Source organism: Sinisalibacter aestuarii, from assembly GCF_027923545.1.
In the GTDB taxonomy this organism is placed as follows: Bacteria; Pseudomonadota; Alphaproteobacteria; order Rhodobacterales; family Rhodobacteraceae; genus Sinisalibacter; species Sinisalibacter aestuarii.
Genome location: NZ_BROH01000004.1, coordinates 123,267 through 144,920 on the forward strand (window position 1 = coordinate 123,267; position 21,654 = coordinate 144,920).

Annotated in this window: 28 protein-coding genes and 1 tRNA gene; 21 read left to right on the forward strand and 8 right to left on the reverse strand. The window is 66.8% G+C overall.

Annotation, left to right across the window (positions count from 1 at the left end; translation table 11 throughout):
* Positions 1-64 precede the first annotated feature (64 nt).
* From QMG28_RS08960 to QMG28_RS08985, 6 genes are all read left to right on the forward strand, one after another.
* On the forward strand, positions 65-1,114 hold the full coding sequence (locus QMG28_RS08960) for a cobalt-precorrin-5B (C(1))-methyltransferase (protein ID WP_281841888.1): 1,050 nt from the start codon (positions 65-67) through the stop codon (positions 1,112-1,114).
* On the forward strand, positions 1,111-1,842 hold the full coding sequence (locus QMG28_RS08965; RefSeq protein WP_281841889.1) for a cobalt-precorrin-6A reductase: 732 nt from the start codon (positions 1,111-1,113) through the stop codon (positions 1,840-1,842). Before QMG28_RS08960 ends, QMG28_RS08965 begins: the two co-directional genes overlap by 4 nt.
* Entirely contained in the window at positions 1,839-2,468 is a 630-nt protein-coding gene (locus tag QMG28_RS08970; protein WP_281841890.1) for a DNA-3-methyladenine glycosylase family protein, read from the forward strand. The genes QMG28_RS08965 and QMG28_RS08970 overlap by 4 nt, the downstream gene beginning before the upstream one ends.
* Positions 2,465-3,142 (forward strand): alpha/beta hydrolase, encoded by a 678-nt coding sequence (locus tag QMG28_RS08975; protein WP_281841891.1) that lies wholly within the window; start codon positions 2,465-2,467, stop codon positions 3,140-3,142. Before QMG28_RS08970 ends, QMG28_RS08975 begins: the two co-directional genes overlap by 4 nt.
* Positions 3,143-3,379: 237 nt before the next feature.
* Positions 3,380-3,964, forward strand: a complete 585-nt coding sequence (locus QMG28_RS08980) for an HNH endonuclease (protein ID WP_281841892.1) — start codon at positions 3,380-3,382, stop codon at positions 3,962-3,964.
* Between the two features lie 207 nt (positions 3,965-4,171).
* Positions 4,172-4,666, forward strand: coding sequence for a P-loop nucleotide/nucleoside kinase family protein (locus QMG28_RS08985; RefSeq protein ID WP_281841894.1), 495 nt, complete (start codon positions 4,172-4,174; stop codon positions 4,664-4,666).
* 33 nt (positions 4,667-4,699) lie between these two features.
* Here the strand turns inward: QMG28_RS08985 and QMG28_RS08990 are convergent, their stop codons facing one another.
* The 3 genes from QMG28_RS08990 to QMG28_RS09000 are packed head-to-tail and all read right to left on the reverse strand — an operon-like array spanning position 4,700 to position 6,715.
* A complete protein-coding gene (locus QMG28_RS08990) occupies positions 4,700-5,752 on the reverse strand; it encodes a methyltetrahydrofolate cobalamin methyltransferase (protein WP_281841895.1) in 1,053 nt (350 codons plus the stop codon).
* Positions 5,749-6,408, reverse strand: a complete 660-nt coding sequence (locus tag QMG28_RS08995) for an HAD family hydrolase (protein ID WP_281841896.1) — start codon at positions 6,406-6,408, stop codon at positions 5,749-5,751. Before QMG28_RS08995 ends, QMG28_RS08990 begins: the two co-directional genes overlap by 4 nt.
* A 10-nt stretch (positions 6,409-6,418) precedes the next feature.
* Complete coding sequence (locus QMG28_RS09000) at positions 6,419-6,715, reverse strand: virulence factor (RefSeq protein ID WP_281841897.1); 297 nt, start codon at positions 6,713-6,715, stop codon at positions 6,419-6,421.
* A 231-nt stretch (positions 6,716-6,946) separates the two neighbouring features.
* Between QMG28_RS09000 and QMG28_RS09005 the strand changes: the two genes are divergently transcribed.
* Both QMG28_RS09005 and QMG28_RS09010 read left to right on the forward strand, forming a co-directional pair.
* Positions 6,947-8,062: a Ppx/GppA phosphatase family protein gene (locus tag QMG28_RS09005; protein WP_281841898.1), complete on the forward strand. Its 1,116-nt coding sequence runs from the start codon at positions 6,947-6,949 to the stop codon at positions 8,060-8,062.
* Positions 8,062-8,778 carry an RlmE family RNA methyltransferase gene (locus tag QMG28_RS09010; RefSeq protein WP_281841899.1) on the forward strand — a complete coding sequence of 239 codons (717 nt, stop codon included), beginning with the start codon at positions 8,062-8,064 and terminating at the stop codon, positions 8,776-8,778. Before QMG28_RS09005 ends, QMG28_RS09010 begins: the two co-directional genes overlap by 1 nt.
* 5 nt (positions 8,779-8,783) lie before the next feature.
* On the opposite strand, the gene QMG28_RS09015 is transcribed toward QMG28_RS09010, so the two are convergent.
* The 3 genes from QMG28_RS09015 to QMG28_RS09025 all read right to left on the reverse strand — a co-directional run bounded on the left by QMG28_RS09015 (position 8,784) and on the right by QMG28_RS09025 (position 10,159).
* Positions 8,784-8,981 (reverse strand): hypothetical protein, encoded by a 198-nt coding sequence (locus tag QMG28_RS09015; protein WP_307726348.1) that lies wholly within the window; start codon positions 8,979-8,981, stop codon positions 8,784-8,786.
* 178 nt (positions 8,982-9,159) lie between these two features.
* Positions 9,160-9,903: a GIY-YIG nuclease family protein gene (locus QMG28_RS09020; protein ID WP_281841901.1), complete on the reverse strand. Its 744-nt coding sequence runs from the start codon at positions 9,901-9,903 to the stop codon at positions 9,160-9,162.
* A gap of 166 nt (positions 9,904-10,069) precedes the next feature.
* A tRNA-Ser gene (locus tag QMG28_RS09025) sits at positions 10,070-10,159 on the reverse strand.
* A 150-nt stretch (positions 10,160-10,309) separates the two neighbouring features.
* Between QMG28_RS09025 and QMG28_RS09030 the strand changes: the two genes are divergently transcribed.
* The 10 genes from QMG28_RS09030 to QMG28_RS09075 all read left to right on the forward strand — a co-directional run bounded on the left by QMG28_RS09030 (position 10,310) and on the right by QMG28_RS09075 (position 18,203).
* Positions 10,310-11,140 (forward strand): hypothetical protein, encoded by an 831-nt coding sequence (locus QMG28_RS09030; RefSeq protein ID WP_281841902.1) that lies wholly within the window; start codon positions 10,310-10,312, stop codon positions 11,138-11,140.
* A gap of 239 nt (positions 11,141-11,379) precedes the next feature.
* Positions 11,380-11,988, forward strand: a complete 609-nt coding sequence (locus tag QMG28_RS09035; RefSeq protein ID WP_281842045.1) for a 50S ribosomal protein L21 — start codon at positions 11,380-11,382, stop codon at positions 11,986-11,988.
* 12 nt (positions 11,989-12,000) lie between these two features.
* The gene (gene rpmA / locus QMG28_RS09040; RefSeq protein ID WP_281841903.1) at positions 12,001-12,270 is read left to right on the forward strand and encodes a 50S ribosomal protein L27; all 270 of its coding nucleotides are present in this window, start codon (positions 12,001-12,003) and stop codon (positions 12,268-12,270) included.
* Positions 12,271-12,454: 184 nt separating this feature from the next.
* Positions 12,455-13,039 (forward strand): GNAT family N-acetyltransferase, encoded by a 585-nt coding sequence (locus QMG28_RS09045; protein ID WP_281841904.1) that lies wholly within the window; start codon positions 12,455-12,457, stop codon positions 13,037-13,039.
* Between the two features lie 6 nt (positions 13,040-13,045).
* Positions 13,046-13,570 carry a GNAT family N-acetyltransferase gene (locus QMG28_RS09050; RefSeq protein WP_281841905.1) on the forward strand — a complete coding sequence of 175 codons (525 nt, stop codon included), beginning with the start codon at positions 13,046-13,048 and terminating at the stop codon, positions 13,568-13,570.
* The gene (locus QMG28_RS09055; protein WP_281841906.1) at positions 13,560-14,075 is read left to right on the forward strand and encodes a GNAT family N-acetyltransferase; all 516 of its coding nucleotides are present in this window, start codon (positions 13,560-13,562) and stop codon (positions 14,073-14,075) included. The genes QMG28_RS09050 and QMG28_RS09055 overlap by 11 nt, the downstream gene beginning before the upstream one ends.
* Entirely contained in the window at positions 14,068-14,571 is a 504-nt protein-coding gene (locus QMG28_RS09060) for a GNAT family N-acetyltransferase (protein ID WP_281841907.1), read from the forward strand. The genes QMG28_RS09055 and QMG28_RS09060 overlap by 8 nt, the downstream gene beginning before the upstream one ends.
* A gap of 111 nt (positions 14,572-14,682) precedes the next feature.
* On the forward strand, positions 14,683-15,729 hold the full coding sequence (gene obgE, locus QMG28_RS09065) for a GTPase ObgE (protein WP_281841908.1): 1,047 nt from the start codon (positions 14,683-14,685) through the stop codon (positions 15,727-15,729).
* Complete coding sequence (proB, locus tag QMG28_RS09070; protein WP_281841909.1) at positions 15,717-16,823, forward strand: glutamate 5-kinase; 1,107 nt, start codon at positions 15,717-15,719, stop codon at positions 16,821-16,823. Before obgE ends, proB begins: the two co-directional genes overlap by 13 nt.
* Before the next feature lie 126 nt (positions 16,824-16,949).
* Positions 16,950-18,203 (forward strand): glutamate-5-semialdehyde dehydrogenase, encoded by a 1,254-nt coding sequence (locus tag QMG28_RS09075; RefSeq protein ID WP_281841911.1) that lies wholly within the window; start codon positions 16,950-16,952, stop codon positions 18,201-18,203.
* Here QMG28_RS09075 and QMG28_RS09080 read toward each other — a convergent pair.
* A complete protein-coding gene (locus tag QMG28_RS09080; protein ID WP_281841912.1) occupies positions 18,163-18,804 on the reverse strand; it encodes a histidine phosphotransferase family protein in 642 nt (213 codons plus the stop codon). The two genes, QMG28_RS09075 and QMG28_RS09080, sit on opposite strands and share 41 nt — an antisense overlap.
* Before the next feature lie 41 nt (positions 18,805-18,845).
* Here QMG28_RS09080 and QMG28_RS09085 point away from each other — a divergent pair, with 41 nt between their 5' ends.
* The 3 genes from QMG28_RS09085 to olsA all read left to right on the forward strand — a co-directional run bounded on the left by QMG28_RS09085 (position 18,846) and on the right by olsA (position 20,768).
* Entirely contained in the window at positions 18,846-19,019 is a 174-nt protein-coding gene (locus tag QMG28_RS09085; RefSeq protein WP_281842046.1) for a DUF3553 domain-containing protein, read from the forward strand.
* A 139-nt stretch (positions 19,020-19,158) separates the two neighbouring features.
* Positions 19,159-19,929 (forward strand): L-ornithine N(alpha)-acyltransferase, encoded by a 771-nt coding sequence (gene olsB / locus QMG28_RS09090; RefSeq protein WP_281841914.1) that lies wholly within the window; start codon positions 19,159-19,161, stop codon positions 19,927-19,929.
* Entirely contained in the window at positions 19,926-20,768 is an 843-nt protein-coding gene (olsA, locus tag QMG28_RS09095; RefSeq protein WP_281841915.1) for a lyso-ornithine lipid O-acyltransferase, read from the forward strand. Before olsB ends, olsA begins: the two co-directional genes overlap by 4 nt.
* 251 nt (positions 20,769-21,019) lie before the next feature.
* Here olsA and QMG28_RS09100 read toward each other — a convergent pair whose 3' ends face one another.
* A complete protein-coding gene (locus QMG28_RS09100; protein ID WP_281841916.1) occupies positions 21,020-21,640 on the reverse strand; it encodes a thiamine phosphate synthase in 621 nt (206 codons plus the stop codon).
* Positions 21,641-21,654 lie beyond the last annotated feature (14 nt).

Here is a 21,654-nt window from a genome sequence, read left to right on the forward strand (position 1 = left end):
GGAATATTTTTGGCAAGATGAAAGGGGGATTGTTGGCGATGGTCGCGGCTCTATGATCCGGGGCATGGAGACGCCGCCCAAAGAGCTGCGCCGGGGCTGGACCACCGGGGCCTGCGCCACCGCTGCCGTGAAGGCGGCGCTGGAGCGGCTTTGGGGCGGGGCCTTTCCCGAGGCGGTGCGTATCACCCTGCCGCGCGGCGAGCGGCCAATGTTTGACGTGGCGCAGCAGGGTGCGGGTGAAGGATGGGCCGAGGCGGGGATTGTCAAGGATGCGGGCGACGACCCGGATGTGACCCATGGCGCGCTGATCCTGGCGCGGGTGCGGGCGGCAGCGCCGGGGGCGGGGGTGTCGTTCCATGCGGGCGAGGGCGTGGGCCTGGTGACCAAGCCGGGCTTGCCGATCCCGCCGGGCGAGCCGGCGATCAACCCGGTGCCGCGCGAGATGATGCGCGGCGTGGTGGCGGAGCAGGCGGGGCGGTTCGGCGCGGCGCCGGATGTGGAGATTACGATCTCGATCCCCGGCGGTGAAGCTTTGGCGGAGAAAACCTGGAACCCGCGCCTTGGCATCGCAGGCGGGCTTTCGGTGCTCGGTACCACCGGCATCGTGCGGCCCTTCTCCTGCTCGGCCTGGATCGCCTCGATCCATCGCGGGGTGGACGTGGCGCGCGCCACCGGCCTCACCCATGTGGCCGGCTGCACCGGGGCGACCTCCGAGCGCGTGGTGCAGGCACTCTACGATTTGCCCGACCATGCGATGCTGGATATGGGCGATTTCGCCGGCGGGATGCTGAAATATCTGGCGAAACATCCGGTGGCGCGGGTCACCATCGGCGGCGGCCTCGGCAAGCTTACCAAGCTTGGGCAAGGCGCGGTCGATCTGCATTCGGGGCGCAGTCAGGTGGATTTCGCCCGGCTTGCGGATCTGGTCGGCGTGCCGCAGGTGGCCGGATGCAATACTGTGCTGGAAGCCTATGGGATCGTTGGGAAACCTCTGGCCGAGGCGGTGGCGGCACAGGCGCTCGCGGCGGTGCGTGAGCGCTTCGGAACGGCGATGGATTTCGATGTGGTGGCGGTCAGCCGGGAGGGCGCGGTGATCGCGCGGGCCGGTCCGTGAAGCTCTTGCTGCTGGCGGGCACCTCGGAGGCGCGGGCATTGGCCGGGCGGCTGGCGGATGACCCGCGCGTGAGCGTGATCGCCTCGCTCGCCGGGGCCACCCGCGACCCCGCACCGCTGCCGGTGGAGACGCGCATCGGTGGGTTCGGTGGTGCAGCGGCGCAGGAAGAGTTTATGAAAAGCAATGGGATAGAGGTGGTTATTGATGCCACGCATCCTTTTGCCTCGCGTATTTCTCACCGCACGCAGGCGATTTGTGACCGGCTCGGCCTGCCCTGGCTGCAGATCCTGCGCCCCGGCTGGCAGCCGGTTGCGGGCGATCGCTGGCGTTACGTGGACGATGCCGAGGGGGCCGCGCAGGCCATTCCGCAGGGCGCGGTGGCCTTCGCGGCCACCGGGCGGCAGACGCTGGCGGCCTTTGCCAAGCGGGCGGATGTGACGCTCTATTTGCGCCAGATCGACCCGCCGTCCAGCCCGTTTCCGTTGCCGACAGGCGGCTATGTGGTTGGCACGCCGCCGTTCAGCATCGAGGATGAGATGCGTCTTTTCAAGGATTTGGGCGTTGACGTTCTGGTGGTGAAGGATGCCGGCGGGCGGGCCGGATCGAAGCTCGACGCCGCCCGCGCGCTCGGCCTGCCGGTGATCGTGATCCGCCGCCCCGGCCAGCCGCCCGGCGACAAGGTGGCGAGCGTGGCCGAGGCGCTTGGCTGGCTGGAGCGCCGGTTGTGAGGCGGTTAATCGAGACCGAGGCCGATATTGCCGAGGGTATCGCGGCGCTGACCCGGGCCGAGCCGCGTTTTGCCCTGGCGCGCGATGCGGTGGCCGAGGTGCCGCTGCGCCGCAATCCGCATGGCTTTGGCGCGCTTCTGCGGGTGATTCTTGGCCAGCAGGTCTCCACCGCCTCGGCGGCTGCGCTCTGGGCCCGGCTGGACGCGGCGGGGCTGACCACGCCCGAGGCCATCGCCGCCACGCCGCAGGCGGTGCTGTGCAGCCATGGCCTCAGCCGCCCCAAGGCGCGCTATGCCCATGCGCTTGCGGCGGCGCAGATCGACTTTGCGGCCCTCGCGGCGTTGCCGGACGAAGCGGTGATCGCGACGCTCACCGGGGTGCCCGGTATCGGGCGCTGGACCGCGGAGGTCTATGCCATGCTCTCGCTCGGGCGGGCCGATATCTTTGCGCCGGGCGATCTGGCGCTGCAGGAAGCGGCGCGCGGGCTGTTCGGGCTGGCGGCCCGCCCGCGCGAGGCCGAGCTGCGGGCGATGGCCGCAGGCTGGTCGCCCTGGCGGGGCGTTGCGGCCCGGCTGCTCTGGGCCTATTACCGGGTGATGACAAAAAGGGAGGGGATTGCCCCATGACGCGCGAGTTGCAATTCAAACGCCGCCCGCCGGCCTCGGGCCAGACCGGATCGGTGGTGGTGTTCCTGCATGGCTACGGGGCAGATGGCGCCGATCTTCTGGGGCTGGCCGATCCGCTCGCGCCGCATATGCCCGATACCGCCTTCATCGCGCCGGATGCGCCCGAGCCCTGCGCCGGCGCGCCGATGGGGTTCCAGTGGTTTCCGATCCCCTGGATCGACGGCTCGTCCGACGAAGAGGCGAGCGAGGCGGCGCTGCAAGCGGTGAAGGATGTCGATGCTTTCATCTCGCAGATGCTGGCGCAGGAGGGGGTGACGCCCGACAAGCTCATCGTGTTCGGCTTTTCGCAAGGCGCGATGCTGGCGCTGCGGGCCCTGCCGCTGCGCGATGTGCCGGTGGCGGGGATCGTGGCCTGTTCGGGCCGGTTGCTCGACCCGGAGAGCTTTGCCGATACGGTGCTGTCGAAGCCGCCGGTTCTGCTCATGCATGGCGATCAGGACGAGGTGGTGCCGCCGGGGCATTTCAACGAGGCCGGGCAGGCGCTGGAGGCTGCCGGGTTCGAGACCTTCGGGCATGTGATGGAAGGCACCGGCCACGGCATCGCGCCCGACGGGCTGTCGGTGGCGCTGTCCTTTATGATGGCGAAGCTTGGCATCGAGATGCCCGAGGGCTGATCGCCGGCCCGTTTGCGGGGGCAGGAGGGGCAGCGGTTTTTCCGCTGCCTTTTTGCTGTGCAGTCGCCGCCCTGGTTGCCCCGTCATAGAGCCGTCATGAAGTCCGGGCAGGATGCGCCCAGATGATGGGGCTTGTCAGGTGTCATAAACCAGATATGGTTCCGGCAATGGCATGACGGGGCGGGGGTCCCCGCCCTGAGACCAACGAGGCGCAGGGTGAGGGCGGAGTCACCAATCATGGACGGGGATTTCAGACAACATTTCGTACGCGAGCAGGCCAATCCGAAGGCCCATGCCGCACTGGTTCTGAACGCGGATTTCAGGCCGCTGTCCTATTACCCATTGTCGCTCTGGCCCTGGCAGGAGGCGGTGAAGGCGGTGTTTCTCGACCGGGTGAACATCCTTGCCGAATATGACGAGGTGGTGCGCTCACCCTCGATGGAAATGCGGATGCCCAGCGTGGTGGTGCTGAAGGATTACGTGAAGCCGCAAAAGCGTGTGGCCTTCACCCGGTTCAACCTCTTCCTGCGCGACGAATTCTGTTGCCAGTATTGCGGCGCCACGGGCGATCTGACTTTCGAACATGTCGTGCCGCGTGCACGCGGCGGGGTGACGAGCTGGGAAAATGTGGTGGCCGCCTGTTCGAGATGCAATCTCAGGAAGGGCTCCAAATCTCTGCGCCAGTCGGGCATGGCCCTGCGCAAGACGCCGCGCCAGCCCGGCGTGGAGGAGATGCGCAATCAGGGCCGGAAGTTTCCGCCCGGCTATCTGCATGAAAGCTGGATGGACTTTCTTTATTGGGACGCTGAACTGGATGCGTGAGGCGTTGTTTCCGCAAGACCCCGCCGGGGTGGGTCGTCCGGCTGGACCGGGCGGCCGATCCGTGCGAGGGAGAAGCCATGAATACCGATGTCAGGACATTGCACGCCGCCCGCGGCGGGCGAATTAGCACTCCGGCCTGATCAGCCGGGCCGGATCTCGTGCAACGTCAACGTCCATGCTACGCCATGCAGCCTTCAAGGTATTTTCATGTCTCAAAACACAGCCACGTTACACCTCGTCTGCGGCAAGGCCGCGTCGGGCAAATCGACGCTCGCCGCGAGGCTGGGGCAGGCGGAACGGGCCATCGTCATCGCCGAAGACGACTGGCTGTCGGCACTGTTTGCCGACCAGATGACCACATTGCCGGATTACGTGCGTTGCGCGGGCAAGCTGCGCGGCATCATGGGGCCGCATGTTGTCGCGCTTCTGCGCGCCGGGCTGTCTGTCGTGCTCGATTTTCCGGCCAATACGGTCGAAACCCGGCGCTGGATGCGTGGCCTTGTCGATGCCTCAGGCGCCGCGCATCGGCTGCACTATCTCGATGTTGCCGATGAAATCTGCCGGGCGCGGCTGCAAATGTGCAATGCCGGGGGCGATCACCCTTTTGCCGTGAGCGACGCGCAGTTCGAGCCGCTATTGAAGCACTTTGTGCCGCCCGCGGACGACGAGGGCTTCAACATCCTGCGGCACGAGGCGCCGTGATCCGGGGGGCTGGCAGCCCCCCGGGCCCGTGTCTCACCCCCGCCGCCGGCGCCCGCCGCGCCGTCCGCCGCGGGCCTCGCCGCCGGCTCCGCCGGGGGAGTTGAAGGCGATCCAGGCCGCGCCATGGGCGTCGTTGTCGAGCAGCAGGTTGGCGGCGTGGATCGCTTCGATTTCGCGCCCGGGCCTGTATTCGGTCGAGCCCATGCCGAAGAGGGTGACGAAGGCTTCGTCATCCATATCCGGCGGCAGCACGATGCCGGCGGCTTCCACGGCGGCCTTCTTCTCGGCGATCTTCGCCTGGGTCACCGGCAGCGCCATCGGGTTCATGATGGCGCTGGTCATCCCCGCCGCATAGGCCATCGGCAGGAAGGTGGTGTTGATCCCGTGCCGGTTGGGCAGGCCGAAGGAGATGTTGGACGCGCCGCAGGTGGTGTTCACGCCCAGCTCTTCGCGCAGCCGGCGCACGAGGGTGAAGACCTGCTTGCCCGCCGTCGCCATCGCGCCGATCGGCATGACCAGCGGGTCGACCACGATATCATGCGCCGGGATGCCGAAATCGGCGGCGCGCTCGACGATCTTCTTCGCCACCGCGAAGCGCACATCGGGGTCTTCGGAAATCCCGGTATCGTCGTTCGAGATCGCCACCACCGGCACGTTGTATTTCTTGATCAGCGGCAGCACCCGCTCCAGCCGCTCCTCCTCGCCGGTGACCGAATTCACCAGCGGGCGGCCTTCGGCGATCTCCAGCCCCGCTTCCAGCGCGCCGGGCACCGATGAATCGATGGCCAGCGGCACGTCGACCAGGCCCTGCACCAGTTTCAGGATCTCGCGCATCAGCGGCGGTTCGGTCTCGTTCGGGTCGGGGTTGGTGTTGAACACCACGCCCGCGTTCACGTCGAGCACCGAGGCGCCGGCGGCGACCTGGGCGAGCGCGTCTTTCTGAACGGTCGAGAAATCGCCCGCCTCGAGCTCGGCGGCCAGCTTCTTGCGGCCGGTGGGGTTGATACGTTCGCCGATCACGCAGAACGGCTCGTCGAAGCCGATTGTGACGGTCTTGGATTTGCTCTCCAGAACGGTCCGGGTCATGTGGGTCCTCCTTCAAGGCGCGCCAGGTGATCCGGCAACGCGGGGTCTTCAAAATCCTGAATGCTCGCCACCGCCCCGGCGGCGCGCAGCGTGGCGTCGTCGAGGGCGGAGCGGATGCCGATGGTGTAGGCGCCGGCCGCGGCCGCGGCACGCACCCCGGCGGCGCTGTCTTCAAAGGCGATGCAGGCCGCCGGCGGTTCGCCGGTCAGGCGCATGGCCTGCCGGTAGGGGGCCGGGTCGGGCTTGCCATGGGCGCAATCGTCGCTGCTGACGATGATCCCGAACGCCTCACGCAGCCCGATGGCCGACAGCATCGCCTCGGCGTTCTTGCGCATCGCATTGGTGACGATGGCGAGGCCCCAGCCTTTTGCCTCTGCCTGCGCCACCAGCGCGGCGAGGCCGGGCATGGCCGGGTAGGGGCGCGGCAGGCGGGCGCGAAACATCGCCTCTTTCTGCTCGTCCAGCGCCGCCGGGTCGGGCTCGTCGGGCAGCATCTCGGCGAAGATGGCGCGGTTCTGCCGCCCGTGGATGCGGCGCATGTAGAAATCCTCTTCGAGCGCCACGCCCCGCGCGGCGAAGAGTTCGCGAAACACCGCCTCGTGGATCGGGTCGGAGACGAGCATGGTGCCGTCGAGATCGAAGAGCAGGGCGGGCATCGGTGCCGGTCTACCCGTTGCCCGCATTGTCGATGAGTTGCTGCAGCCGGTCCTGGCTGTATTCGGCGTCAAGCCGCGCTGCCTCGTTGGCGGCGAGGACCGATGGTTCGCCCGCCATCTCGACGGGATCGCCCCGGCGCCATTGCGCGAGGTAATCGTCGGTGCCCGCGAGGCCCGATTTCATCGCCGCCCGGTCAATCGCCTTTTCGAACCGCTCGGGCAGCGGGCGCTTGGCCGCGGCGCGGCCCTTTCCGACGATCACCTGCGCCGGGATATCGCGCCAGTAAACGATAGTGACAGCGGGCATATTGCTCTCCTTTCAGCTTCCCATACGCGAGGCCGGGGGGCCGGCAGGCGCGAATTTCGACACCGCACCGGCGGGAAGCGACCTTGGCCGCGATCTTTGCCAGCCAAATCGCGCGGGGCCAAGGGCGCGGCGCATGAAAAAACTTCATGATCATCAACGGCGGCGACGGCGCTTGCCAGATGGCCCGCCCGACACTACCTTGGAGGCAACTCGATATGGAGGGCGTGTATCATGGCGCCCAAGCGCTCCCAAGGTGCGGGCGCGTTCCCGAAAGCGGTCGAACCACCCGCGCCCACATTGCCGGATCCCGACAGCCTCTATGCGGCGCTGGATCTCGGCACCAACTCGTGTCGGATGCTGATTGCCCAACCCAATGGCAGTCAGTTCCACGTTGTTGATTCCTTCTCCAAATCCGTGGGGCTCGGGCAGGGGCTCGGCGGGTCCGGTCGTTTGTCGCGCAGTTCGATGGCGCGCACCGTGCAGGCGCTGAAGATCTGCAAGCGCAAGCTGGCCAAGCACGATGTGGGCCATATGCGGCTGGTGGCGACGGAAGCCTGCCGCCGCGCCTCGAATTCGAGCGGCTTCATGGAGTATATCGAGCGCGAAACCGGGCTGAAGCTGGAGATCATCAAGCCGGAAGAAGAGGCGATGCTCGCGGTGATCTCCTGCGCGCCGCTGGTCTCGACCCGGACGGAGCAGCTTCTGGTCGTCGATATCGGCGGTGGCTCGACCGAACTGGTCTGGATCGACCTCTCCAATGTTCCCCCGGCGGAGCGCCCGCGCGCTCTCATGCGGCTCAAATCGGGCTTTTCGGGCGATCCCGGCCCGTTTCCCGCCGCCCGTGTGGTGGACTGGATTTCGGTGCCCTACGGTGTGGCGACGTTGCGCGAGCAGTTCGACGATGTCGAGGACGATTCCGGCCGTTTCGCGCTGATGAGCTGGTTCTTCGAAGAGCAGCTTGACGGGTTTTCGCCCTTCCATGCGGAAACCACCGCGCGCGAAGGGTTCCAGATCATCGGCACCTCCGGCACCGTCACCACCGTGGCGGCCACCCATCTGGGCCTCAAGCGCTATGACCGCAACAAGGTGGACGGGCTGCGGATGACATCCGACCAGATCGACAGGGTGATCCGCGGCTACCTGCGCGCCGGGCCGGAAGGGCGACGGCGCGATCCGCGCATCGGCAAGGACCGTCAGGCGCTGATCATGTCGGGCGCGGCGATCCTGCAGGCGCTGCTCCGGATCTGGCCGACCGACCGGCTCTCGGTGGCCGACCGGGGGCTGCGCGAGGGGCTGCTTTACAGCCAGATGACCTCGGACGGCGTGTTGGAAGACGGCGCATTCTGATGAGCGGCAAGAAGCAAGGCAAGGGCACCTCCGGGCGCGGTCAGCGCGATCTGAAGGTGAAGGTGAAATCGGCGCGGGGGCGCAAGCTCTCCTCGACGCTCTGGCTCGAACGCCAGTTGAACGACCCTTACGTCAAACGCGCCAAGACCGAAGGCTATCGCGGCCGCGCCGCCTTCAAGATCCTCGAACTGGACGACAAGTTCGGCTTTCTCGTGCCGGGCGCGCGGGTGGTCGATCTCGGCTGCGCGCCGGGGGGCTGGTTGCAGGTGGCGGTGCGGCGGGTGAACGCGCTTGGCGATATCCCGGGCAAGCCGAGGGGCACGGTGCTGGGCGTCGATCTGCAGGAGGTCGAGCCGGTGGCGGGCGCCGAGGCGCATGTGCTCGATTTCATGGCCGATGGCGCCGACGACAAGGTGAAAGCCTGGCTCGGCGGCAAGGCCGATGTGGTGATGAGCGACATGGCGGCGGCCAGTTCCGGCCACAAGCAGACCGACCATCTGCGCATCATCGCGCTTGGCGAGGCCGCGGCCTATCTGGCCTTCGACGTGCTCGAAGAGGGCGGCACCTTCGTGGCCAAGGTGCTCGCCGGCGGCGCCGAGGGCGATCTGCAGAAGCTGCTCAAGCAGAAATTCACCAAGGTGATGAACATCAAGCCGCCCGCGAGCCGGTCGGACTCGTCGGAAAAATTCGTAGTGGCCACGGGCTTCCGCGGGTGAGGCGCTCAGGCGTCGAGCGCGCCCAGTTCCAGCCCCGTCGTCACCGTGGTCAGCACGCGGCCCTGTTCGGTCTGGCGGATATCGTAGCCATAGCCGCGCAGCCGAAAGCGCCATTCGCGGTCCGACAGGCAGGCGGCGCGCTCGTTCAGCGCAAAGGCAAGGGCGGCATGGGCGGCGGCGGGGCCGGTTTCGATCATGTGCATTTTACTCGTTCCGTATCTAATCGTGGTCGATGAAACGGATTGTGCATTGAATCGAGACAATTTTTCCGCCGGATTGTGGCGCAAACGGGGTATTTTGGGTGTGGGAGCGGGGGATGATGCGAACAAATGGTTGCGGGCACTGTCAACGGCTTAGCTTCACCGTCTCAAACTTGTTCCTTCACATAAATTTCTTGCGTAATCGAAATGCACGGACGTCACTGGAGTCCAAGTTGAACCACTCGCCCTTCATGCGCTTGTCTTTGAAGCGATTGTGCCAATAGGCTTCTATGCCGCTTGGATCGTCTGTTTCTATGCTATGGATTGGCTCAAGGCCCTCGGCAAGCTGTAAGCCGATTTCATACTGCCGTCGGTCGATAGAGTTAGTTTTGCCGATTTTGTAGTATTTGCCTGACTTCATCATATAGACATAGCCGGTTGTCACTGGGTTGAGCTTTTCGGTTTGTTTGGTAGCACTTACGTTGTCTTTTGGAAGACCAGCAATGGCTTCGGACAGTATGTCTCGTAGCCGTTTTCCTAGTGCATGTTCTTGTGCATATTCTTGAGCGGCGAATAACCTATCCCCCTTGAGCCCGATACGGGTTCCAATTGTGGAATGCGACGGGAAAGACTCGTTCGTTCGGCGCTCAATACGAATGTCGCCTTCGGTCGGAACGCGCCCAAGTTTCTCTATAAGACCAACATATGCCTTTAGAACGTGTTCGCGTTCAGACTTCGTTTGCATGGTATTGGTTTTTAGACCGGCTTCTTTCAGCGCGTCGCCCCATCGAGCCCAATACACCCCATACCAATCGTGTCGCTTGATCCCTGTGACAACTTCAAAACGGTGGCGACCCGGTGCCGCACCATCCACGTCGGCAATGCGCCTAATGTGTTCGACTATCTCTTGTTTTGTTACCGTCATGGGAGCGCTTCTGGGTCAAATGCAGTGTGTTCATGTCACTCTAGCGGTGCCTCGCTCGAAGGTCACGCACACAAGGCTTCGCGCCCACAGGCGCTGACAAAGAAGTGAGCTAGTTTGGTCGAAGAGGCCATGCCTTGTCAAATTTCTAAGCGAAATCAAAGGCAAGTGGCGGAGAGACAGGGATTCGAACCCTGGGTCCCCGTGAAGGGACAACGGTTTTCGAGACCGCCCCGTTCGACCACTCCGGCACCTCTCCGCGGGGGTCTGGAAGCGGGACATAATGCGGCGCGCTGGCCGGCGCAACCCATTTTTCCGGCGATCCCCCGCCGGGCCCGCGCGCGGGGCTTGTGAGGGCTCCGGCGCGCGCCTAGTCTCGGGGCGAGGGGCACCACGCGAGGAGACCGCGATGCAGGCAATTCGAAATGTGGCGGCGGCTGCCGTCGTGATGATGGCGGCGCTTTGGGCGGTTGCGGCGCAGGCGGCGGAGCGCGAGACGCTGCGCCATTTTCTCGAAGTCACCGGCTTCGACGTGGCGATCACCTCGATGCAGCAAGGCGCGATGGCCGGGCCGGGTATTGCCGGCGACGCGCCGGACGCTTTCGGGCGGCAATATACCGCGCTCGCCGAGCGGGTCTTCGACCCCGATCTGATGCTGGAGCGCGCCATCGACATGATGGAAGCGGTGATGCCCGACGAGCTGGTGCAGCACGGGGTGGATTTCTACGGCAGCCCGCTGGGTCAGCGTCTGGTGGTGGCCGAAAACGAAAGCCACATGACCGACGACGACACGCGCTATGCCGAGGGCCAGGTGCTGCTGGAAACGCTGACCGAGACGGCGCCCGGGCGGATCGAGGATCTCGGCGCGATGATGGATGCGATCGGCGGGGTGGATGCCTCGGTGCGCGCGGTGGTCGAGGTGCAGTTGCGCTACCTGCTGGCGGCGATGGCGGCGGGGACGCTCGACATCGACTATTCCGAGGCCGAGTTGCGTGCGCTGATCGCCGAGCAGATCCCCGATATCCGCCAGAACATCGCCGTTTATTCCATGCTCGGCGCCGTCTATGCCTATCGCGATTTCTCCGATGAGGATGTGCATGCCTACCGCGAGGCGCTGGAAGAGGCGGATATGCGGCAGGTCTACGAGCTTCTGAACGCGATCCAGTTCGAGGTGATGGCCGAGCGCTATGAGGTGCTGGCGGGTGAGCTGTCAGGGCTGACGCCGGAACAGGAGATCTGAGGGCAGGGGGCGCGGCCTCGTCGCGCCCCGCCGCAGCCCGCGTCCTGGCCTGCGAAATCACGCCGAATTCCCTTGACTTTCACTGGTTTCCCTCCGATAAGCCGGGCTTCCGGACGGGGGCGACCCTGCCCGGAGGTCAAGCAACCACGCCCATAAGGGCGCGCAGTTCGAGGGCGGCGGATGCCGGAACGCCGACCATGTCGGGGCCGAAGGACGCGGAAGAAATGAAGGAAGATCAGATGTTTGCGGTCCTCAAGACCGGCGGCAAGCAATACAAGGTCCAGGCCGGCGATGTGCTGCGCGTGGAGAAGCTTGCGGCCAATGCTGGCGACAAGGTCCAGTTCAACGAGATTCTCATGGTCGGCGGCACCATCGGCACCCCCCTCGTCGAGGGCGCGGGCGTTCAGGCCGAGGTGATCGACCAGATCAAGGGTGACAAGGTCATCCACTTCGTCAAGCGTCGCCGCAAGCACTCGTCGCAGCGCACCAAGGGCCACCGCCAGCAGCTCACCCTGCTGCGCGTGACCGACATTCTCGAAAAGGGTGCCGACAAGTCGGGCGTGATGGCCGCGATCGGCGTCGGGTCGGTGTCGGGCGCTGCCGTGGCCGCCGCCAAGCCGGCGAAGAAAGCCGCCGCGCCGAAGGCCGCCAAGGCTGAGGCCGCGCCGGCCGCCGCCGCTGCGGACGACCTGACCGAGATCAACGGTGTCGGCCCCGCCGCCGCCAAGAAGCTGGCCGAGGCCGGCATCACCACTTTCGCCCAGCTCGCGGCCGTGGACGTCGACAGCTTCGACGCCGTCAAGGTCAAGGCCGAGTGGGTGGACCAGGCCAAAACCCTGGCGAAGTAAGGAGAGAGCGAGATGGCACACAAGAAAGCTGGCGGTAGCTCCCGCAACGGCCGCGACTCTGCCGGTCGCCGCCTTGGCGTCAAGAAATCGGGGGGCCAGGCGGTCATTCCGGGCAACATCATCGTGCGTCAGCGCGGCACCAAATATTGGCCGGGCGAAGGCGTGGGCATGGGCAAGGATCACACCATCTTCGCGACCGTCGAAGGCAACGTGACCTTCCACAAGGGCCTTAAGAAGCGCACCTTCATTTCGGTAACCCCGCTCGCGGAGGCCGCCGAGTAAGCCGGACCCAGGGCAGATGCATTTCGGGGGGATCGGCTGAAAAGCCGGTCCCCCTTTCCGTTTCGGGGGAGGAGCCCCGGTTTGTTTGTTACATTCTGCGTGTTCAAGCCCGCGTGAGGAGGACGGTCGGAACGACCGCACAGGGCCCATATGAAGACGGCAGGACATTGAGGGAGGAAGGCATATGATGCAGGATACCATTACGGATCAGGCGCGGATCGAGGCCGCGCGCTTTGTGCTGCGCGCGCCGCGGCGGGGCGATATCGGCCTGCTCACCCTGTTCGCGGGCGATGCGCGGGTGGCAGAGGGCACCCGCTCGATCCCCCATCCGCTGCCGCCCGGTGCGGTCGAGGGCTATGTCGCCCGCGCGCTTGCGCCGGAGCGGGTCGAGGAAGTCTGGATCATGGACGGCGCGGCCGGTGCCGGGGCTTCGGGCGGCGACGCCACCTGGAGGGCCGAGGACCTGCGCGGCCACGAGGTGCTGGGCGCGATCAGCCTCACCCGGATGGACCGGGGGCAGGCGCAGCTTGGCTACTGGGTCGCACCCGCCTTCTGGAATACCGGCATCGCCTCTGAAGCGGTGCGCGCGCTGGTCGAGGCCAACCCGCTCGGCAACAGCCAGATCTTCGCCGAAGTGTTTCAGGACAACCCGGCTTCGGCGCGGGTGCTGGTCAATGCCGGCTTTGAGTATATCGGCGATGCCGAGGCCCATTCGGTGGCGCGCGGCGCCAATGTGCCGACCTGGACCTATATCCGGAAGATGGGCTGACGTGAGATGAACGCGGGCGTCACCCTCCTCACGGAGCGGCTGACGCTCCGCAAGCTCACCGAGGCCGACATCCCGGCGCTGGTCGCGGGGCTGAACGATTTCACCGTGTCGGGCTGGCTCACGGTGGTGCCCTATCCCTATACCGAAGAGGATGCGCGCGGGTTCGTCGCGCATATCGCCGGCGAGCCGGACGGGTTTGACGGCTTCGCCATCGTCGCGGGCGGCACGGTTGTGGGGGTGATCGGCATCGGCGACTCGCTGGGCTACTGGCTGGCGCGCGCGGCGCAGGGCCGGGGCTATGCCAGCGAGGCCGCTGTGGCGCTGGTGAGCCACTATTTCGCCGCCACCGGAGCCGAGCGCCTCGCCTCGGGTTATTTCGAAGGCAACCACCCTTCCTGTCATGTGCTCGACAAGCTCGGCTTCGTTCCCGATGGAACGGCGCGGGTGAAGTCCCGCGCGCAAGCCATGGACATGACGCTTGAAAAGATGATCCTCACCCGGACCGCCTGGGAGGCACGGCATGGACACTGAACTCCGCACCGCGCGGCTGGTGATGCGCCGCACCCGGCCCGAAGACCTTGACGGGCTGCATGCGCTGGCCTCGGATTTCGAGGTGGTGAAGCAAACCTCGAGCTGGCCCTGGCCCGCCGACCGGGCCTATACCGCGACCCGGGCCGAGCCGATGGCGCCGGAGATCGGCATGGGAGGGCCGGTCTTCGCCGGTGACGTGCTGGTGGGCATGATGGGCGCCACGAGCGCCGGCGGCAGCCCTGAGCTGGGCTACATGTTCGCGCCGGCACATTGGGGCCGGGGTTATGCCACCGAGATGGGCCGCGCGCTGATCGCCCATTGCTGGGCGCGCTATGACTGGCCCGCGATCGCGGCGGATGTGCTGGCCGACAATCCGGCTTCGGCACGGGTGCTGCTGAAGCTCGGCTTCGTGGAGGGCCCCGCCGGCACCGGCCCGAGTGCGGCGCAGGGTGGCGTGTTTCCCACGCGGACCTTCCGCCTTGTGCGGCCCGCACGCGATGGTTGAGGTCGTCACCGAACGGCTGGTCTGGCGTCCCGCGCGGGCCGAAGATGCCGAGGCGCTGCACGCGCTGTTCTCGGACTGGGACGTGGTGCGTATGTCCGGCACGATCCCCTGGCCGCCGGACCGGGCCGAGACGGCGGCGCGCTGCCAGCCCGTCGACCCCGCCGAAGGGCTTGTGGGCCATGTCTTCGCAGGCGCGGCGCTCGTCGGCACCTGTTCGGTGCGCCAGAGCGAAAAGGGGCCGATGCTGGGCTACCTGATCGCGCCCTTTGCGTGGGGCCGAGGCTATGCCACCGAGATCTCTGCCGCGCTGCTGGCCGAAATCTGGCCGCGTTACGACTGGCCTTGGGTGCGCGCGACGGTGTTCGAGGACAATCCCGCCTCTATACGGGTGATCGAAAAACTGGGCTTTGCCGAGGTTGAGCGCGGCGAGGGTTCCTCGCGTGCCCGGGGCGGCGGCCCGGTGCCGGTGCGCCGGTATCGTCTCTATCGACCGTGAAGCCGGTTTCTTGGAAAGAAACCGGCCCGAAATCTTTCTAAGATTTCGGGCCCCCTTGAGAGAAAGCCCGTTTCCCACTATCGCTTCGCCCAACCAGAAAGGCGGCCACATATGAAATTCCTCGATCTCGCCAAGGTCTATATCCGCTCCGGCTCCGGCGGGAATGGCTGCATCTCGTTCCGCCGCGAGAAGTTCATCGAATATGGCGGCCCCGATGGCGGCGATGGCGGCCATGGCGGCGACGTGGTGGTTGAGGCCGTGGATGGCCTGAATACCCTGATCGACTTTCGCTACCAGCAGCATTTCTTCGCCGAGAACGGCCGCCCCGGTCAGGGCAGCCAGCGCACCGGGAAGTCGGGCGACGATATCGTGCTGCGGGTGCCGGTGGGCACCGAGGTGCTGGACGAGGACGAGGAAACCGTGATCGCCGATCTGATGGAGGTGGGCCAGACCGTCACGCTCGCGCGCGGCGGCAATGGCGGCTTCGGCAATCTGCATTTCAAGACCTCGACCAACCAGGCCCCGCGCCGCGCCAATCCCGGCCAGCCGGGGATCGAACGCACGATCTGGCTGCGGCTGAAGCTGATCGCCGATGTCGGCCTGCTCGGGCTGCCCAATGCCGGTAAATCCACCTTCCTCGCCGCCACCTCCAATGCGCGGCCGAAGATCGCCGATTACCCCTTCACCACGCTGGTGCCGAACCTTGGGGTGGTGGGCGTCGATGGCGTCGAATTCGTGGTGGCCGATATTCCCGGCCTGATCGAGGGCGCGCATGAGGGGCGGGGGCTCGGTGACCAGTTTCTCGGCCATGTCGAGCGCACCTCGGTGCTCTTGCATCTCGTCGACGGCACCACCGAGGACGTGGTGGAGGATTGGCAGACCATCGTCACCGAACTCGAGATGTATGGCGGTATTCTCGCCGAAAAGCCCCGGGTGACGGTGCTGAACAAGGTCGATGCGCTGCTTGACGAGGAGATTGCCGAGAAGAAGGCGGAGTTGGAAGAGGCCGTGGGCGGGGCGGTGATGGTGATGTCGGGCGTGTCGAAGCAGGGCGTGACCGAGGTGCTGCGCGCGCTCCGGGCGCAGATCGCCGAAGACAAGCTGCGCCAGGCCAAGGGCGAGGAGCCCGAGGAGGAGGACGCGCCTTGGCAGCCTTGACGCAGGCGAAACGGATCGTCGTCAAGATCGGCTCGGCGTTGCTGGTGGAGGGCGCCAGCGGGCAATTGCGCGCGGGCTGGCTCGATGCGCTGGCCGAAGATGTGGTGGCGCTGAGGCGGCGCGGGGCCGATGTGGTGCTGGTGTCGTCGGGCTCGATCGCGCTCGGGCGCGGCATTCTCGGGCTCGCCCCCGGCGGGCTGGCGCTGGAGCAAAGCCAGGCGGCGGCGGCGGTAGGCCAGATCCGGCTGGCGCAGGCCTATTCCTCCGCGCTCGGCCAGCGCGGGGTGACGGCGGCGCAGGTGCTGGTGACGCTGGAAGACTCGGCCGACCGGCGGCGCTACCTCAATGCCCGCGCCACGCTTGAGACGTTGCTGGCGCTCGGCACCGTGCCGATCGTCAACGAAAACGACACCGTGGCCACCGACGAGATCCGCTTTGGCGACAATGACCGGCTGGCGGCACAGGTGGCGGTGACCATCGGCGCCGACCTCACCGTGCTGCTCTCCGATGTCGACGGGTTCTATTCCGGCAATCCGCAGGTCGACCCCGCGGCGCGGCGTTACGACGTGATCGACGAGATCACCCCGGCGCTGGAAGCGCAGGCGGGCGAGGGGGTGTCGGGTCTGTCCAAAGGCGGGATGAAGACCAAGGTGATGGCGGCCAAGACCGCCACCGCAGCCGGCTGCGATCTGATCATCACCAGGGGCGAGGGGCTGCACCCGCTGGCCGGGCTGGAGGCGGGCGCGGCGCATACACTGTTCCGGGCGCGGCTCAGCCCCGCTTCGGCGCGCAAGCACTGGATCGCCTCGATGAAGCCGCGCGGCGCGGTCACCGTCGATGCGGGCGCGGCCAATGCGCTGGGGCAGGGCAAATCGCTGCTGCCGGCGGGGGTCACCGCCGTGTCGGGCCGGTTCGGGCGCGGCGATCCGGTGGATATCATCGCGCCCGATGGCGCACGGCTTGGTGCGGGGCTGGCCCGCTATACCGCCGACGAGGCGAAACGGCTGATCGGCAAACGGTCGAACGAGATCGAGGCGGTGCTGGGCTATCCGGGCCGCGCGGCGCTGATCCACCGCGATGACATGGCGTTGTGAGAGCGGCAAGGCCGGGGGTTTCACACCCCCGGACCCCCGTGGGATATTTTGGGCAAGATGAAGAGACATATGCCGCTTTGACGGCGCGGGGATGCGCTGGCAGACTGGGTGGCGGAGGATGAGGTGATGAAAGACCAGGCGGATATTCATGCGCTGATGCAGGACATCGGCAAACGGGCGAAAGCGGCGGCGGCGGAGCTGGCCTTCGCGCCGGGGGCGGCGAAGGAGGCGGCGCTGATGGCGGCGGCGGAGGCCGTCTGGGCGCGGCGTGGCGAGATCATCGCCGCAAACGCGAAGGATCTCGATTATGGCCGCGAGAAGGGGCTGAGCCCGGCGATGATGGACCGGCTCGCGCTCGATGAGGGCCGGATACAGGGCATCGTCGACGGGCTGCGGGCGGTGGCGGGGTTTCCCGATCCGGTCGGCCAGGTGACGGCGGAATGGGATCGGCCCAATGGGTTGCACATCAAGCGCGTGCGCACCCCGCTTGGCGTGATCGGGGTGATCTACGAAAGCCGCCCGAACGTGACCGCCGATGCCGGGGCGCTGACGCTGAAGGCGGGCAATGCGGTGATCCTGCGCGGCGGCTCGGAGAGCTTTCACTCGAGCCAGGCGATCCATGCCTGCCTTGTCGATGGCCTGAAATCCGCAGGCCTGCCGGAAGACGCGATCCAGCTCATCCCCACCCGCGACCGGGCGGCGGTGACGGAGCTTCTGCACATGGTCGATTATGTCGATGTGATCGTGCCGCGCGGCGGCAAGGGGCTGGTGGGGCTGGTGCAGCGCGAGGCGCGGGTGCCGGTCTTTGCGCATCTCGAGGGCATCGTGCATGTGTTCATCGACAAGGCCGCCGATGCGGCCAAGACCCGTGCGGTGGTGCTGAATGCCAAGACGAGGCGCCCGGGCATTTGCGGCGCGGCGGAATGCCTGCTGATCCACAGGGAGGCCGCAGCACTCGGCCAGTCGGTGATCGACGATCTGATGGCGGCGGGCGTGCGGGTGCATGTGGGGCCGGGGCTGACCGGCACAGTCGCGGCGACCGAGGAGGATTGGGGCCGCGAATATCTCGACATGGATATCGCGGCGAAACTCGTTGACGATGTCGATGGCGCGATTGCCCATATCAACCGCAATTCCTCGCATCATACCGAGGCGATCCTGACCGAAGACGATGCCGCCGCGCAGCGGTTTTTCGAGCGGATCGACAGCGCTATCCTGATGCGTAACGCCTCGACCCAGTTCGCCGATGGCGGCGAGTTCGGCATGGGGGCCGAGATCGGCATCGCCACCGGCAAGATGCATGCGCGCGGGCCGGTCGGGGCGGAGCAGCTCACCTCGTTCAAGTATATCGTCGAGGGCGATGGCACGGTGCGGCCCTGAGGTCAGAAGCCGATGCTGATGGCCACCTCGCCGCGGGTGACGTGAAGCTGGCGCGCCTGCGCCGCCGTCTCGGCGAGGAGAAGGCGAAATGCACCTGTGCGGCGGCGAGACCTTCGGGCAGCGCTGCGCCATCGAGCGCATTCCAGAGCGGCGGGTCGATCTTCAGCCGGTCGGCAGTGGCGGTGATGCGCCAATGCGCGCCCTGCCGGTTCGCCCGCGCGGTGCCGCCCCAGGGCATCGCCGTTTCAAGGCACATGAGGGCCAGCAGGGCGAGCTTGGCCTCGGCGCGCGGCACATCGCCCTCGGGCTGCCAGTCGAGCGTGAGCTTGCGCTCGCCCGCTGTGGCGAGGGCAAGCATGTCGGCTTCGGTGACGGTCTGGCCGGGCGCGGCGGCGCCGAAGGCGAGGCGAAAGGCCTTGATCCGGGCGCTCGCATTCTCCACGCTCGCGGCAATGAGCGCCAGTTCCGGGCTGTCGGCGGGGCCGGTCAGGCCGAGCAGCTCGACCCCATTGGCGATCGCGCCGATCGGGCTGGCGAGATCGTGGGCGATGCGCGAGCCGACCAGCGCAACCAGATCGGGCACAGGCGGGCGGGCGCTCATGCGCCGGCCCCGGCGGCAGGAGGAGGACAGATATGAGCGGCATGAGCGCGCTTCTCGAACCCGGCGCCCTTGTGCGCCACCCCGGCCAGCCCGATTGGGGGCTGGGGCAGGTGCAGAGCAATATCGGCGGCAAGGTGACGGTGAATTTCGAACATGCCGGCAAGCGGGTGATCGACATTTCGCGCGTCGAGCTGGACCTTGTGATCGAGCCGTGACGCGCCGCGAACGGGGCGGGAAACTGGTAAGACGAACATGCGGCCAGTGTAGCACAACCTATGGGCGAAACAAGCGGCGCGCGGAGTTGCCAAACCCGGCCCCGCGCCCTAGAACGCCGCGAGGAAACCCAAGGGTAGCATGACGGCGCATTGTCCCGATTTCGAGCTGAGGCTGGCGCAGGGGGCGGAGGATCTCCGCGCCGCGCAACGGCTGCGCTACGAGGTGTTCGTGGAAGAGCTGGGCAGCGACGGGCCGCTGGTGGACCATGGCGCGCGGCTGGAGCGCGATGCCTTCGATCCCGTCTACGATCATCTGCTGCTGTTCGACAAGGCCCGCCCCGGTGCGCCCGCGGTCGGGGCCTACCGGCTGATGCGCAGCGACATGCTGGCGCCGGGCACGAATTTCTATTCCGAGGACGAATACGATATCGACGTGCTCAAGGCCTCGGGCCGCACGCTGCTGGAACTCGGGCGCTCCTGCGTTCACCCCGATTACCGGGGCGGCGCGGCGCTGATGGCGCTGTGGCAGGGGCTGCTGGCCTATGTCGAGACCCACGGCATCGAGGTGATGTTCGGCGTGGCCTCGTTCCATGGCACCGAGATCGGCCCGCTGGCGCCGACGCTTTCGCTCCTGCATCACCGCCACCTGGCGCCGGAGCCGCTGCGGGTGCGGGCGCGGCCCGCGCATTTCCGGCGGATGGACCTGATGGCGGAGGACGAGATCGACCGGGTGGCGGCGATGCGCGCGGTGCCGGCGCTGATCAAATCCTACCTGCGGCTCGGCGGCTATGTGGGCGAGGGCGCCTATATCGACCTGCCGTTCAACACCACCGATGTCTGCATCGTTGTCGATATCGCCCAGGTGCCCGGGAAGGTGCGCGCGATCTATGAACGGGGAGCGGTCGGGTGAGCGTGGTCTGGAACGATGGCAGCACGCCGGAACAGGTGCGGATCACGCCGCTCGGCTGGCTGCGGGCGGTGCTGCGCGGGGTGCTGATCCTTGTGGTGATCCTCAGCGGGCTGGTGCTGATGCTGTTCCTGCGGCTGATCGAAAAGCCGGTATTCGGCGTGAACCGCCCGGTGACGCCGTGGATTACCCAGGCCGTCTGCACGCTCACCCTGCGGATTCTCGGCCTGAAACTGCGCCTGTCGGGCGAGCAGATGACCCGGCGCAAGGGCGCGGTGGTGGCCAACCATGCCTCGTGGCTCGATATTTTCGTGCTGAACGCGCGCAAGCGGGTCTATTTCGTGGCCAAGGCCGAGGTGGCGGGCTGGCCGGGCGTGTCGTGGCTGGCGAAGGCGACGGGCACGGTCTTCATCAACCGCGACCGGCGCGAGGCGGGCGCGCAGGTGCGGCTGTTTCGCGAGCGGCTGGGGGCGGGGCACAAGCTGTTGTTCTTCCCCGAGGGCACCTCGACGGATTCGCGCCGGGTGCTGCCGTTCAAGACCACGCTCTTCGCCGCCTTCTTCGATGAGGGCCTGCGCAGCTTCATGCATATCCAGCCGGTGACCGTGCTTTACCGGGCGCCGGCGGGGCGCGATGCGCGCTTTTACGGCTGGTGGGGCTCACAGCCGATGGGGCCGCATTTGCTGAAAGTTCTGGCCGAGGCGCGGAATGGCGAGGTGGAACTGGTCTACCACGAGCCGGTGCAGGTCTCGGAATTCGAGGACCGCAAGGCGCTGGCGGCCTATTGCGAACGGGTGGTCCGCGATCCGCTGGATCTGGAACTGGCGAAGGCGGCGGAGTAGCGGGCGGCGCGTTCTGCCTGTGTTTTGGCATGTTTGGGCTGCGGGTTTTCGGGGCGGTGGCTGAAAACCCGTTGACGGGCCGGGGCTAGATTCAGTTTTTCACCGGAAAACCGGAAAACCGGAAAACCGGAAAACCGGAAAACCGGAAAACCGGATTTCTGGAGATGCTGGGGTTGCGGCTGCCCTCGTGCCGGGGCCGTAAACGAAACCGGGGGCGCACGGCCCCCGCTTCCTTTGGGCCTGCCGCCGGCTCAGCCGCGCGCGGCGGCGAGCCGGGCGAGGGCTGCCGCCGGGTCGGCCTCGCGCCAGACTTCCTCGCCGAATGAGAGAAAATCGGCCACCGGCGTGAGCGCGCGCACGCGCTCTTCGCTGAAGCCGCCCTCGGCCACCACCGGAACCTCGATCATCTGGCTCCACCATTCGAACAGCTCGAACTCCGCCACCGTGCCATCGCCCAGGCTTGAGGCGCCGACCGGGCCGAAGGTGACGTAATCCGCCCCCATCTCGCCGGCATTCATCCCGTCATGGCGGGAGGCGCCGCAAAAGGCGCCGACGATGGCATCGGCCCCGAGATCCTTGCGGGTCTTGCGGACATGGCGCGCGCCATCGGTGAAATGCACGCCATCGAGGCCAAGGCGCTCCACCAGCAACACGTGATCGGCCACAACAATGGCGATATCGCGGGCATGGGCCACCTCGCGCACCGCATCCGCCGCGCGGGCGATGCTGTCTTCGTCACGGGTGGCGAGGTCGAGCCGGATACAGGCGATCTCCACCGCGTCGAGGCAGCGCGCCAGCGTGTCGGGGAAGGTGTCCGGATCCAGCGCGGGCGGGGTGACGAGGTAGAGCTGCGGAAGGTCTTGGTCGGCCATGATTTGTCCTCGGG

Coding starts and splice junctions, on each gene's coding strand:
- QMG28_RS08960 (WP_281841888.1), top strand. CDS start 65: ATGGAGACGCCGCCCAAAGAGCTGCGCCGGGGCTGGACCACCGGGGCC.
- QMG28_RS08975 (WP_281841891.1), top strand. CDS start 2,465: ATGACGCGCGAGTTGCAATTCAAACGCCGCCCGCCGGCCTCGGGCCAG.
- QMG28_RS08980 (WP_281841892.1), top strand. CDS start 3,380: ATGGACGGGGATTTCAGACAACATTTCGTACGCGAGCAGGCCAATCCG.
- QMG28_RS08985 (WP_281841894.1), top strand. CDS start 4,172: ATGTCTCAAAACACAGCCACGTTACACCTCGTCTGCGGCAAGGCCGCG.
- QMG28_RS08990 (WP_281841895.1), bottom strand. CDS start 5,752: ATGACCCGGACCGTTCTGGAGAGCAAATCCAAGACCGTCACAATCGGC.
- QMG28_RS08995 (WP_281841896.1), bottom strand. CDS start 6,408: ATGCCCGCCCTGCTCTTCGATCTCGACGGCACCATGCTCGTCTCCGAC.
- QMG28_RS09000 (WP_281841897.1), bottom strand. CDS start 6,715: ATGCCCGCTGTCACTATCGTTTACTGGCGCGATATCCCGGCGCAGGTG.
- QMG28_RS09005 (WP_281841898.1), top strand. CDS start 6,947: ATGGCGCCCAAGCGCTCCCAAGGTGCGGGCGCGTTCCCGAAAGCGGTC.
- QMG28_RS09010 (WP_281841899.1), top strand. CDS start 8,062: ATGAGCGGCAAGAAGCAAGGCAAGGGCACCTCCGGGCGCGGTCAGCGC.
- QMG28_RS09015 (WP_307726348.1), bottom strand. CDS start 8,981: ATGCACATGATCGAAACCGGCCCCGCCGCCGCCCATGCCGCCCTTGCC.
- QMG28_RS09020 (WP_281841901.1), bottom strand. CDS start 9,903: ATGACGGTAACAAAACAAGAGATAGTCGAACACATTAGGCGCATTGCC.
- QMG28_RS09030 (WP_281841902.1), top strand. CDS start 10,310: ATGCAGGCAATTCGAAATGTGGCGGCGGCTGCCGTCGTGATGATGGCG.
- QMG28_RS09035 (WP_281842045.1), top strand. CDS start 11,380: ATGTTTGCGGTCCTCAAGACCGGCGGCAAGCAATACAAGGTCCAGGCC.
- rpmA (WP_281841903.1), top strand. CDS start 12,001: ATGGCACACAAGAAAGCTGGCGGTAGCTCCCGCAACGGCCGCGACTCT.
- QMG28_RS09045 (WP_281841904.1), top strand. CDS start 12,455: ATGATGCAGGATACCATTACGGATCAGGCGCGGATCGAGGCCGCGCGC.
- QMG28_RS09050 (WP_281841905.1), top strand. CDS start 13,046: ATGAACGCGGGCGTCACCCTCCTCACGGAGCGGCTGACGCTCCGCAAG.
- QMG28_RS09055 (WP_281841906.1), top strand. CDS start 13,560: ATGGACACTGAACTCCGCACCGCGCGGCTGGTGATGCGCCGCACCCGG.
- QMG28_RS09060 (WP_281841907.1), top strand. CDS start 14,068: ATGGTTGAGGTCGTCACCGAACGGCTGGTCTGGCGTCCCGCGCGGGCC.
- obgE (WP_281841908.1), top strand. CDS start 14,683: ATGAAATTCCTCGATCTCGCCAAGGTCTATATCCGCTCCGGCTCCGGC.
- QMG28_RS09075 (WP_281841911.1), top strand. CDS start 16,950: ATGAAAGACCAGGCGGATATTCATGCGCTGATGCAGGACATCGGCAAA.
- QMG28_RS09080 (WP_281841912.1), bottom strand. CDS start 18,804: ATGAGCGCCCGCCCGCCTGTGCCCGATCTGGTTGCGCTGGTCGGCTCG.
- QMG28_RS09085 (WP_281842046.1), top strand. CDS start 18,846: ATGAGCGCGCTTCTCGAACCCGGCGCCCTTGTGCGCCACCCCGGCCAG.
- olsB (WP_281841914.1), top strand. CDS start 19,159: ATGACGGCGCATTGTCCCGATTTCGAGCTGAGGCTGGCGCAGGGGGCG.
- QMG28_RS09100 (WP_281841916.1), bottom strand. CDS start 21,640: ATGGCCGACCAAGACCTTCCGCAGCTCTACCTCGTCACCCCGCCCGCG.